The 12,655-nt window shown below is 42.3% G+C and carries 10 protein-coding genes and 1 pseudogene; 7 read left to right on the top strand and 4 right to left on the bottom strand.

Annotated features, from left to right (window positions below):
• The first annotated feature begins 350 nt into the window (after positions 1-350).
• From FBQ94_RS17605 to FBQ94_RS17055, 6 genes and pseudogenes are all read left to right on the top strand, one after another.
• Positions 351-697 (top strand): annotated as a pseudogene (locus FBQ94_RS17605) (endonuclease domain-containing protein).
• A 210-nt stretch (positions 698-907) separates the two neighbouring features.
• On the top strand, positions 908-1,102 hold the full coding sequence (locus FBQ94_RS17650) for a type I restriction-modification system subunit M N-terminal domain-containing protein (protein ID WP_007222565.1): 195 nt from the start codon (positions 908-910) through the stop codon (positions 1,100-1,102).
• Positions 1,103-1,173: 71 nt separating this feature from the next.
• Positions 1,174-2,235, top strand: coding sequence for an HsdM family class I SAM-dependent methyltransferase (locus FBQ94_RS17070; protein ID WP_007222564.1), 1,062 nt, complete (start codon positions 1,174-1,176; stop codon positions 2,233-2,235).
• Positions 2,192-2,419, top strand: a complete 228-nt coding sequence (locus FBQ94_RS17645) for a hypothetical protein (protein ID WP_007222563.1) — start codon at positions 2,192-2,194, stop codon at positions 2,417-2,419. The genes FBQ94_RS17070 and FBQ94_RS17645 overlap by 44 nt, the downstream gene beginning before the upstream one ends.
• A 490-nt stretch (positions 2,420-2,909) precedes the next feature.
• Positions 2,910-3,482, top strand: coding sequence for a hypothetical protein (locus FBQ94_RS17060; RefSeq protein ID WP_007222562.1), 573 nt, complete (start codon positions 2,910-2,912; stop codon positions 3,480-3,482).
• Between the two features lie 444 nt (positions 3,483-3,926).
• Positions 3,927-4,364, top strand: coding sequence for a nucleoside deaminase (locus FBQ94_RS17055; protein WP_007222561.1), 438 nt, complete (start codon positions 3,927-3,929; stop codon positions 4,362-4,364).
• A 127-nt stretch (positions 4,365-4,491) separates the two neighbouring features.
• Here FBQ94_RS17055 and FBQ94_RS17050 read toward each other — a convergent pair whose 3' ends face one another.
• Both FBQ94_RS17050 and FBQ94_RS17045 read right to left on the bottom strand, forming a co-directional pair.
• Positions 4,492-5,346: a tetratricopeptide repeat protein gene (locus FBQ94_RS17050; RefSeq protein ID WP_007222560.1), complete on the bottom strand. Its 855-nt coding sequence runs from the start codon at positions 5,344-5,346 to the stop codon at positions 4,492-4,494.
• A 67-nt stretch (positions 5,347-5,413) separates the two neighbouring features.
• A complete protein-coding gene (locus FBQ94_RS17045) occupies positions 5,414-5,611 on the bottom strand; it encodes a hypothetical protein (RefSeq protein WP_007222559.1) in 198 nt (65 codons plus the stop codon).
• A 667-nt stretch (positions 5,612-6,278) separates the two neighbouring features.
• On the opposite strand from FBQ94_RS17045, the gene FBQ94_RS17040 reads away from it, so the two are divergent.
• A complete protein-coding gene (locus FBQ94_RS17040; RefSeq protein WP_007222558.1) occupies positions 6,279-9,815 on the top strand; it encodes a PD-(D/E)XK nuclease family protein in 3,537 nt (1,178 codons plus the stop codon).
• 345 nt (positions 9,816-10,160) lie between these two features.
• Here FBQ94_RS17040 and FBQ94_RS17035 read toward each other — a convergent pair whose 3' ends face one another.
• Positions 10,161-10,631 (bottom strand): carboxypeptidase regulatory-like domain-containing protein, encoded by a 471-nt coding sequence (locus FBQ94_RS17035; RefSeq protein ID WP_007222557.1) that lies wholly within the window; start codon positions 10,629-10,631, stop codon positions 10,161-10,163.
• Between the two features lie 30 nt (positions 10,632-10,661).
• The gene (locus FBQ94_RS17030) at positions 10,662-12,353 is read right to left on the bottom strand and encodes a hypothetical protein (RefSeq protein WP_285442291.1); all 1,692 of its coding nucleotides are present in this window, start codon (positions 12,351-12,353) and stop codon (positions 10,662-10,664) included.
• Positions 12,354-12,655 lie beyond the last annotated feature (302 nt).

Genomic DNA, 12,655 nt, shown 5'->3' with positions numbered 1-12,655 from the left:
GCTTTGTGCAACAAAGCCATACTGACTTATGGAATATGATGAGAGAGAAATATTATGAGTAAAACAAAAAAGAGTATTGATGAATTTTTCAGTAATGGCCGTGAAATAGATGAAGCTTTACAATAAGCTGTAAAAGAGGCACTCTTAAAACATAAAAAAGCAGGCAATCCCGTTGTATCATGGAAAGATGGCAAGATTATCTGGATCCAGCCTGAAGATATTCCTGTTGAGGATAAAGATTAAAGCCCTTCAGGAAACAAGGTGGAAGATCGCGGCGAAAAGTGGAAGATTGTGATAACAAAATTTCCTCCCCCTCGACGGGGGAGGATTAAGGTGGGGGTGACTCAGAATTGAAAAAAGAACTACGGCATAGAGCTAAAATTCTCAGAAAACGACCTACTAGTGCAGAAAAAAGACTCTGGAGATATTTGAGAGGAAAACAGTTAGAAGGTTTTAAATTTAGAAGACAAGAACCTATTGGTAATTACGTAGCAGATTTTGTCTGTTATGAGAAAAGAATTATCGTGGAGGTTGATGGAAGCCAACTCGGTGGTTTGAAGGACAAGGCTTTAAAGTCTTAAGATTCTGGAATAATGAAGTTTTGAAAAATACGCAGGGAGTATGGGATGTTATAAGAAAGGCATTGATTGAGGCACCCTCCCCTAACCCCTCCCGTCGAGGGAGGGGAATTTGTTAATACGCTAATCGAAGGAGGGGAATTTGTTGATATGCGACAGAAAAGTTTAGGGAACAAGATTGTAGTGTAAATAGCATTGCCATCTTATGCATTAGTAACAATTTAGTTTTTTGAAAAATTTCCAACAATAACAATGTGTTACATGCCACGTAGGGGCAGGTTTCAAACCTGCCCCTACAATAAATACCATTTCAGATTTAAGGTAGAATTATGAGCCCATCACAAATTGTTCAAAAACTCTGGAACTACTGTAACGTCCTCCGTGACGATGGGATGAGCTACGGGGATTATGTGGAACAGCTTACGTATCTGCTTTTCCTTAAAATGGCTGATGAGCGGTCAAAACCCCCTTATAACCTGCCAAGCCAGGTTCCAAAAGAATATATAACTGGCAAAGTCTTCTGAAAAAGGATGGTGATGCGCTTTTTGATCATTACCGTCACCTTCTTGAAGAACTTGGGAAAAAGACGGGTTTATTGGGGTTAATATTCGGAAAGGCTCAAAATAAGTTTCAAGACCCTGCGAAACTCCGGCGGCTGATTGTCGACTTGATCGATAAAGAAGACTGGTCTTCGATGAGCGCCGATGTGAAGGGGGATGCCTACGAAGGTCTGTTTGAAAAGAATGCCCAGGATACGAAATCAGGTGCAGGGCAGTATTTTACTCCCCGGCCATTGATTTCGGCTATCGTTGATGTGATAGCCCCGAAGCCAAAAGAGACGATCTGTGATCCGGCATGTGGTACGGGCGGCTTCCTTCTCGCTTCACACGATTACCTTGCAAAACATTATCAATTGGATAAAGACGAAAAACGTTTCCTCAATGAAAAAGCATTAAAAGGCTGGGAGCTTGTTCACAATACAGCACGCCTCTGTGCAATGAATATGATGCTGCATGGGATTGGTCATGGCGAAGATTTGCCGTTAACTGTTGCAGACTCGCTTGCAGGCCACCCCGGAGAGTATTTTGATATAGTGCTGACAAATCCTCCCTTCGGGAAAAAGAGCAGTACAACCATCGTTGGGGCTGATGGGAAGCCGTATAAAGAGAAAGAGATGATTGAAAGGGAAGACTTCTGGGCTACGACCTCAAACAAGCAACTGAATTTTGTCCAGCACGTAAAGACCCTTCTCAAACAACATGGCCGTGCTGCTGTCGTTGTGTCTGATAATGTCTTATTTGAAGGCGGCGCGGGAGAAACAATCCGACGTAAATTGCTTCATGAGTGTGATGTCCATACCCTTCTCAGACTTCCCACAGGACTTTTTTATGCCCAGGGCGTAAAGGCAAATGTGCTCTTCTTTGACCGCAAACCAGCATCAGAGGCACCGTGGACAAAGAAGCTTTGGATATATGATTTTAGAACGAACAAAGATTTTACTCTGAAAACCAATCCCCTCAAACGCAGTGACCTTGATGAATTTGTTACATGCTACAATCCTGAAAATCGTCACAATAGAAAGACTACATGGTCAGAAAATAGCCCGGAATGGCATGTCTGCGTGCAAGGCACAGGCGGGACGCTGGCGTGCGTTTGATTATGAAGAACTCATAAACCGTGATAAGGCAAGTCTCGATATCTTCTGGCTTAAAGATGAAAGCCTCGAAGCATCCGAAAATCTTCCTGAACCTGACATCATCGCCCGTGAAATTATTACCGATCGTCAGGATGCACTTGCCCAGTTTCAGGCGATAGTTGATGATTTGGATGCTGAGAATTAAATAACAAAAGGATCATATCTTAACAGGTCACCTTAACTGCTACTAAAATCTGAACTCCTGAGCACTCTTTTCCCTTCCCATCATCTCCATTCCCTAAAAATTTCCTTGATATTGCACATCAAATGCAGTATTTATCTGTTGCATTCGTCATATTTACCATTTACCGTAGGGGTAGGTTTAAAATCTACCCCTGGGCAATATCGATATAAAAAGGCAATGATCTACCTATGTCATTAATTGCTGACCGGCAGGGGGTTCATAACCCATTAGAAGGCTTTGAAATGGAACTAGAGGATTTTTGCCAACCCGTGTAAGATGGCATGATAACAAGCGCAAAGAAACACAAGTGGCAGTGTCTGAAGTGATTATCATGATAGTATTTACCATATCAGAGGCACGGTATATGGACAAAAACTTTGTATTTCGCATATTATGAGGATCAATCTAATCAATGTGACTGAGTTTGCTGTAGCCCTAAAGGTCAAGGATAATGAAACAGAACAAACTTGATACATTTAACTTCAAAATAGATTCAATAAAAGCCGGATGGTTAAAAGCGCGAATAATGGTGGAGAATATATCACTTGACTTCACAGTTTCTTATCTTAGTGAGCCTCTATCGGGTTTCTTGGAAATCTTGCTTGACCTTGATGCATACTATGATGGACGCTACTGTTTTGTTGATGGATTAAAGCCCGAATTCCATCTTGTCTGGCAAGGTGAACCTTGGCAATATACCTGGCTCTTTGAGCCACAGCAAGACAGGAAAGTGGCCATAACAATTTTCTACTGTGAGGACTATTTGGGCACTGAGGAGCAGACAAAGGTAAAAACAGTCGTTACCTTGGACAATTTGATGAGAGAAGTTTCTAAGGAAGCGGAAAGCGTTCTTAAAACGTATGGATTCTTGGGATACAAGACTGAGTGGATACAATCAGATTTTCCAATAGGTGACCTTCTCAGGCTGCATTTTATTTTGAATAAAGATAGGCCACAAGAGAAATCCCTATCAAAGGAAATAGAATACTTCAACGAGTTGCTGCACTCACAGGATGCTGTCTAACCACAGTGCCTTGCACCGTGCCCGGTTATGCATAGCGTTCGGCTTAAGTGTACGTAATAGATTGCTGGGTGGTTTTGCCATGACATACAGAACAGGTTCATACTCTATTTTCTCCTTTGCTCAGCATCGTATTTTGTGTAACGGAATTGTTTTTAACAAAAGCCTTGCGTATATCAGCAATATCCATAAAGTATGGATGTAACATAATGCTTTTCTGCATGTCAAACGGAAATAAAGGGGTTGTAGGGTTGCATCTTAAAGAACATGAATAACCCCATTTGGTGGGTTTCGCTTTACTTAACTCAACCTACACAACTGAATATACGATTTTTACAAAAGAATCAGTCGTGGATTGTAATTCGGTAACTAAAAAAACCGTTGAAGAAATAGTCTCTCTTCTAAAAAGCAAACAATAATTTTAGATACTTATATGGAGAAAAGGGTATGGACGAATTTCTTGAAGCAGCAATTGAAGAAGCGAAAAAGGGATTGACCGAAGGCGGTATTCCGATCGGCTCGGTGCTGGTAATTGACGGACGGATTGTTAGCCGGGGGCACAACCGGCGTGTACAAAAGGGGAGTGCGGTGTTGCACGCTGAGATGGATTGTCTGGAGAATGCTGGTCGTCTTAAAGCATCCGATTATCGTCGGGGAACTTTGTACTCCACACTGTCACCTTGTGATATGTGCAGTGGTGCAGTACTGCTGTACGGAATTCCAAAGGTTATTATTGGAGAGAACCGTACTTTTCTGGGACCGGAGGATTACCTGCGGTCCCGTGGAGTGCAGACCATCGTCGTCAATAACCGGGAGTGTTGTCAACTCATGAAGAAGTTCATCAATGAGCATCCGGAGCTTTGGAATGAAGATATTGGCAGATAGACGCCTGGTGCCCCGGCATATCGACAAAACCTTGCCGATATGTCGAAGTGTTTAAATTCTAAATTCGAATCCCGAAATCCGAAATCTTTTGTTTTTTGAATATCAACAAATTCTTCCGTCGATACTTTTATTTCTGATAATTTGAATAAATCTTTTTTGCCCTTTGTGTTAATTGTTTCGCTTTGTTCTTCCTTCCGGTACCCTCATAAAATTCTGCCATTTTCTCTAATATGGTTGCAATTAAGGGGTGATCTTTGCCATATTCCTTTTCATATATTTCAAGCGCCTTTTTATAAAGAGACTCAGCCATAGTGTTGTCACCCTCATAGTAATAAAGCGTCGCCAGATTGTTTATTGAAGAGGCAAGGTCGGGATTATCTGCACCGAGCGTTTTTTCTTCGATGGCCAGGGCTCTTTTGTAGAACGGTATCGCTTCAGCATATTTCTTCTGGTCCTGGTAAAGATCTCCCAATCTGTTCAGGGCATCAACAACACTGGAATGATCCGGACCAAACGCATTCTCATATATGACAAGAGACTGTTTGTAAAGGGGTTCGGCTTCAGCATATTTATCCTGAAGGAGATACATTTCCGCAAGCTCATGCAATACGTTAGCAACATTGGGATGGTTTGGGCCTGACGATTCTTTGTAAATAGTGAGTGCCTGATGAAAGAGAGGACCGGCCTCGTCATATCTGCCATAGGTTCTGTAAAGTATTCCCAGCAAGTTCATTGAATCAGCAATACAGGTATTGCCGGGAGGAAAGGTATTTTTCGCTACCTTTAATGCCTCTTCACCCGCCTTTATTCCATCTGCATATCTCTTCTTTTGTAAGAGCGAGGTGGCTTTATCATTAAGTTCCTTCCACAAATTTTCCTGAGTATATGCAGGCAAAGCGCAAGCGCCGAACAGAACCAACACAAAAAAGACTTTCGTTCCACAGAGGCAAAAACGCTTCATACTGTTTATTATCGTGATCATTCCAAAAATCTCCCCTATACTATTGAATATGAATATCAGTTTCATTTTTCACACAATTATCGTACTATTATAACGAATCTATTCTATGAAACAATGACCATTGATGATTTATCGTTTGCATAATCCAAAACCGGTTTAGAATTTTTATGGATACAGGTAAATCTGAAAAATGAATACCATCGCTTTTATTGATACGGAGATTGAGCCAGAAAGCCGAAGAATCCTTGACATTGGGAGCGTCAAGGATAACGGCAGTTCTTTTCATTCAAATTCCGTTGCGGGGCGAAGCATTTGCTGGCATTCCATTTGAATGCAGTCTATTTTCTGAATAGCAAATGCTTCGCCCCTACAACAAACATTGAAATTCCTATACATCAAGATAATTTACCATAAGAGGCTCCAGAGTATTTGTCATTGCGAGGGGTTTTTTCCCGAAGCAATCTTTTCTCAACTATGCAAGAGATTGCTTCGGACAATACCCTCGCAATGACAAAATGACAAGTTAAACACAACATGGACAAACGGAGAGACGCATAATAATGCGTCTCTCCGTTTGTCCGTGCTTGCTTTAAATGCCAACGTGGATAGGGAACATAACACACTGACAAACGGAGTTTGTCTGTGCCACCCTTGACTGAACGACAACTTGATACATATTGATACATATGCCCTTCACCCTCCCAGCAGGGGACAGTGCTTGTCTCCCTCCATGAGGGGAATTCAGGGGGAGGCTACACGTTTGAATTTCCTCTGCATGAAAACAGAATCACTCTCTATGGTCATTCAGGAACACGATTATAATACAATGAAATGAAAAATTGTCTAACAATATTTCATTAAAAAAGTATCCTGTAATCTGTTATACTATATCTATATTTTCCCCGTAGAAAAGGCTGTGCGCGTTCTGTTTCCTTTGAGGCATATGATACGTAATGTTATCTGTTAAGATAGGACTTTACCACCCATTCCTTGAACAATCATTTGTAGATACGATACAAATATTGAAAAAGGATAATTCCCTGACGCCCCTTGCCGTTGTAGCGCCCACAAATATCATGGTAAACCGCCTTCAGGAATGCCTTGCTCATGAACAGGGCGCCTCTTTCATGAATATTTCTTTTATGAACTTCTCTGTTCTCGCACATGAAACATGCCGATATTCAGGAACTCACATAGGCCGGATTATTCATCAGTCTGTTATGTATGAATGCCTTATTGAAGGGATATTAAAAAATCGTATATTCCAGGATACCCTTTGTAAGAATGCACGGTCTTTGCCCGCCCTTGCCCGTACTCTTTTCCGCGTCGTGCAGGATCTTATCAATGCGAATGTTTGCGCTGATGATTTCAAGGAGGTTATTCAGGAAGGATTTATTGGAGATGCTGAGAAGCAAAGACTTTATGGAATTGCACAACTGTACGATAGGTTTAAGCAGAAATTGAAGGTCTTACGCATATCCAATGATTCAAATGTCTATCATCTGGCCACTCCACAGGTTTCAGATTCTGAATTCCTGAGAGGTTTTCACCATATTCTGACATACGGATTTTACGATCTTAGCGGTGTTGAGTTGGATTTTTTCCGGGAGATATTCAGATACCATCCCACAACACTTTTTCTTCCCTATCAAAAAAAGTATCCGGCCTTTTCTTCCATAAAACCTTTTTTTGAATCCTTTGTGCTCGGATTGGCGCATGATATAGAGGAGTTATCTCCGGATGATAATTCTCCATTCCCCTGTATACCGGATTTCCACGATAATAGTAGTGAGGCTATTTCTGTTGATTCCGAAATAGGGGATTTCGATGGTGAGGCAGGCCCTAACCAGATTACCATTCTTACATCTCTTCTTGCCGGGAAGGAGAATGAGAAAGAGACGGAAAATCTCCCGTCAAGAGCTGTTCCTGCAGGAAAATGCTCTATTATAAACGTTTCCGGTAAGAGGGATGAAGTTTGGGTTGTTGCTAAAGAGATACTGAAGTTAGCAGGTGAAGGCTATAAGATGGAAGAGATCGGTGTCGTCGCAAGATCGCTTGAGCCTTATGCAGAAACTATTCAAAAACTATTTCAGGAAAACCTTATCCCGTTTGTAACCAGTATACAGGGGCCTCTCGAACGGTATCCTCTGATAAAAGTTATCCGGCAGATGCTTCTTCTCAAACGGGAGAACTACGATCGCCCTGTGGTAATGGAACTATTAAGATCGCCTTATTTCAAGATGCCTGTCTCTCGTTCTCAAAAGATTACTCCGCGTCCGGATCTCTGGGATATTCTGAGCAGGAGATTAGGTATTCGTGGCGGTATTGAATGCTGGTTGTCGAGACTTCAGCAGGTAAAATCAGTCTTTACTGAGGTATCAGGCGAGGATGCCAGGAGTGAATATCTTCCTGAATCATCCTTTCATAAAGGAGAAATGAACAGGATTCCCGATGTTGAATATAACGAATTTCCTTTTTCAGAAAGGGAAGGTGAGGGTACAGGATGTATCGATGAAGAGGAGATAGAAGGGTACGGCAGTATCCCTCATGATCAGATTACACTTCTCGAAGACATCCTGAAAATAGTATCAAACGATCTGTCTTCTCTTCCTGAAAGGGCATCATGGAAAGTTATGGGTCAAAAGGTTACCCATATTCTTCAAAGCTATATTTGTATTCCATCAGAAGGCACAGGCTCGAAAGATGAAGGAAGAGACTGCCTGATAATGCAGAAAATATGGGAATTGTTCGATACCATACAAGTCCTGGACTGTCTGCATGAAGAGGTTACCCTGGATCAATATATCGATACCTTTATAAGGGCGTGCAGACAAGAGGGGTTGCCTATGGGATCGGAAAATATCAGAGGGGTACAGGTCCTGGATGTCTTATCGGCGCGGGGTCTTTCCTTTCGTGCCTTATTTGTATTGGGCCTCAACGAGAAAGTCTTCCCTCGTGCCATTTCTGAAGAGCCGTTCCTGAGGGATCATGTTCGCCGGAAACTTACCGAGGTACTCGGGAATTACCTTCCCGAAAAGTTACGGGGATTTGATGAGGAACGTATCCTTTTCTATCTTATGCTAAATGCGGCAAGGGAACGAATCTATCTCCTCTACCAGCGTTCAGATGAGGCGGGAAAACCCAGGGTTCCTTCCCATTACCTTATGGATATTCTTCAGAATATCCATGATATAACCGCAGGAGCGAGGAATATTTCCAAAGAGTCTGACTATGAGATTTACGTTCCCCGCGGTATTCGGGATAAACTTTACAACCAGGAGATATCCTGGCTTACACCAAAAGAGGTCCGTATTCGTATGGCTCTCGATAAAACCGACCCTGTTTGTTTTATGCGGGCTTGTGGGATGAATTCTGGCTCTTATGAGCGATCACAATTGGCGGTAAACCTTATAGATGATTACCGCCCTTACCTGACAGCATATGACGGGATTGTTGGTGATATATCTCAATGGTGGAGCAAACAAATACGCTCAGGGTTTAGCCCTACAACACTAGAGACATTTGGTGCCTGCCCATTCCAGTTCTTTATGAGAAAAGTTTTACAATTACGACCTGTGGAAGAGCCGGAAAAAGATGAGATGGCATCGGCCATAGACATCGGAAATCTGTATCATAGCATACTGATGGATTTTTATGGCGCCTTACGAAACCAGGGGTATTTTAACACGAAGACAAATAACGTTAACCCCGGAGTTCTTTTATACGATATTGCCCGGGGACATTTCACAAAGAGAGAACGTCAGATACCGCTTCGTTATCCTATCATCTGGGAGGTTGAAAAGGAGGAAATACTTGCTTCTTTAACAAATTTTGTGACATGGGACCTTCAGCGTATTGAGCAAACCGGTTATATTCCTGCCTATTTGGAAAAGGTAATGAGGGTTAATCTAAAAAATGATTTGCCCAAAAACGTTTCGAAAATACTATGGAAAGGTAAGATAGACCGTATAGATATAAAGAAGGTAGAAAATACCATAAGTTTTCGTATCGTGGATTATAAGTCCGGAAGGTTCTTAAAGGAAAATCTTATGAGGTCTGTCGTAAGGGGACAAAAGCTGCAAATTCCTTTTTATATCATCATGACAGAATATATGCTCTCAGAAGAGATTGAAAAGGGACGTATTGCTCGCAACGAGATAAGGTTAGAAGAGGCATCTTTCGTTTATGTTGCGCAGAATAGAGAGGACAAAAAAGGGCAAAAAGGCGTGCCTGAAAAGGTTATTGATGCAAATGACTGGAATGAATATGGAAAACAATGCTGGGATACGGTAAAAGAATTTTTACACTATATTCGTGAAGGCATTTTCCCCATTTCACCAACCTCAGATAATCAAAAGTGCGAGTGGTGCGAATTTGCCGCCATATGCCGAAAAAGCAATCAACCACTCCGGTTCAGGCTGGAACATGATGTGAGACTTAAGAAATATCATGAAATTGGCAGTCTAACTGCAGGTAGAAAAAGGATATGACCTGAATTCCGTAATAGTTTTACCCGACAGAGCAGCATATCTATGAGCTATAGCATCCTCTGTATGGAACCGAAGAACATATCCTCAACTGATAAAAGACTACCCCGCTGGCCCAATGGTCATTGCGAGGGTATTATCCGAAGCAATCTCTTCTGAAACATGCAAGGGATTGCTTCGGACAAGGCCCTCGCAATGACCTGTTTAAGGATTCCGTATGCTTCCGTACATTTACATACAACCAAAGATTAACTTTTGCCACATCCTGTCCGGTTTCATCTCCTGGATGCTATAACCACCTCAAAAATCAATCACCATCTCTCGATACTCGTAAAGAACTCTTGAATTTCAGACACATTGCTCATCAATTGATAATGTTTGTTCGTTAGGGGTACTGTTTGTGTCTATGCAAATATCTAAATGGGTTTCTTCTCTTTCAGAGATGACTGCAATTGCAGGCAGGTCTTTGGCCCATCCAAAAGGAAGAGGCGCTAATTCGATCCAGTAAGATCCTGATGGTAATGAGGCACAGTAGATGCCATTATCATCGGTTACTACCGATGCAACTTTCAGACCTTCCATGGTTGATATTAAAAGTTTTACACCCGATAGAGGCTCTAAAAAGAATGGTATATTATCTTTTTTCTTCGGAGACAGCGATTCCCGCATAACGGCGCCTACTAATTTTCCGTTTCCCTCTTCCTCTGCTGCTCCGTTATTTGCAGAAGTAATGCTGGCATTGTTGATGCAATTGAAATTAAATAAGGCCATAAATAGTGCTACGGATTGTGCATTTGGATTATGTTGAATATTTTTCATTATACCGGTATCTCCTGCTAAAAGATTTTGCTAAAAGCCAATTTGACCTATACGGGAACCCCATGTGGTGGTAGTGTTTATCTTCTCATTAACAATCCACGCCTTTAACGGATTGATCGGATCTACCGTCACTGCTGAATAATCGCCCCACCGTTCAGGGTCGGTGCCTGTAGGTTTGTAGAATGTAGTGCTCTGGAACAGTACGCTACCGGACGGTATAACTCCGGCCGGGTCGGTTGAGCGCCGGCCTGAGAATCGAACCTGGGCATGGGTAGTGGCAGTTTGTTTTGTAGATGACCATACTACGTATACATCTTTCGTTGTATTTGCTGTAATCGTGGCATTCCAGTCGTTCGAATTTGCAGATGCGGAAAAGAAACCACTCTGGGCAACGGTATTCGTTGAAGTATTGAACTCATAAAATTTAGGCTTTGGAAGGCCGCCCGAGTTTATGGTGTGCACCTGCCAGAGCGAGTTGCCACTTTGGGTACTTGCATTAATGAAACGGCTATCCGATGTATCGAGCAGGGCTGTGGTATTCGGTTGTTGTGCATTGGGCGGTAAACTATATGAGGGTACGGTTATCGTAGATGAAGTTAATGTAGGATTTGCGCGACTGGAATTTTCCAGCGTATATTTTGTTATGGTCGTACCACTTGTTACTGCCGCAACCAGGAACGATTTATTATTTTGATCCAATACAATAGGGGGCGCAAGTGTGCCCTTAAGACCGGAAAATATCGGAACACTGAAGCCCAGTCCATTGTAAAGCAGAGCCTTTGCTACGGCAAACATTCTGGTAGTCCTGTAGGCTGTGGGTCCGAAGATGTTTGCCGTGATGATAATTGAGTCCTGATCCATACCGAGCTGGGGAAAGTCCCAAAAATCATCATTATTACGGGTATTAATATCAATTTTGTAAATGTAGAATGAACCGAGTGGATTATCGGTTAAGGAGACTGCAATGAGTTGCCGCTGAACGGTAGTAGTCTCCGGAAATGCCTCAGCTGTTATTATCCACCGGTTCCATGTTTTATCATACACGCATCGCGGGTCAAATATGGTTTTTAAGGTGTAACCGAAAAAACTCGCAAGCGAAATGGTCTTCACACGCGAGCCGGTTTTTGTATAGATATCAAGGTGTGAATTGGTTATCTCAACAAAGTGTTTCTTTCCAACTGCCCCATGGGTGTCTGGCGGCCGAAAGCCTCCTGCCTCATTCTGGTTAACACCTTCAATATTTATTCCTTTTAAAACCGGCGGAGCAAGCGGTTGTGGGGGAGCTACCTCAGGACGATCGGTATCTGTACTTTTGGCAGAAATAGCAGATTTGGCAGCTTTATATTCAGCGTCATTTATGGTGGGGCGAAAGGGTATTTCAACTCCTTCAGGTGATTTACCTGGCGTGAGTAAAGTTGTTTCGCCTGTCTCCATTTGCTTTGGCGTTCGTATGCGCGCCTGCCTCGATTTAAGGATGCCTGCCGGACGTATTTTTTTTACATCTTTTATAGCATTTTCCGGGATTGTGTCCTCATTATTTGTTGTTGCGGTTTCTTCTGGGTTTTCCGGGAGTAATTCATCATCATCATTTGTCGCTGCCGTGCCTTCAGGATTTTCCGGGATTAATTCCTCAGCAGCGTGTGATGTTGATATCGTATAAGCAAATACCATAAAGGCCGTAATAACTTGTGCCAGAAAGAGCATTTTAAGTACTTTGTGCATAAATCGTTCTCCATGTCTAAACCAATATTTATGTATAGGAATTTCAATATGTATTGTAGGGGCGAAGCATGTGCCGTTATTGGTTAAAATACTATGTATACGCTGAACGGCAAATGCTTCGCCCCTCTTTACGCCTGGCCGCAAACCAAAAGTCTCCAAAGGCCTAATTTAATGCTTAGGAAATTCAAACAAAGAGTTCCTCCCCCTTGAGAGACTGTGTCATAATTACCCAGAAAGGGTTGGATTCGTTCTTTAATCAGAGAGAAAAATACTCTCGGTGAAACATGATCTGCATATGTGTC

It is taken from the genome of Candidatus Jettenia sp. AMX1 (assembly GCF_030263775.1).
Classification (GTDB): Bacteria; Planctomycetota; Brocadiia; order Brocadiales; family Brocadiaceae; genus Jettenia; species Jettenia caeni.
Note: the sequence above shows the minus strand (reverse complement) of the source record. Positions and strands in the feature narration are given on the sequence as shown.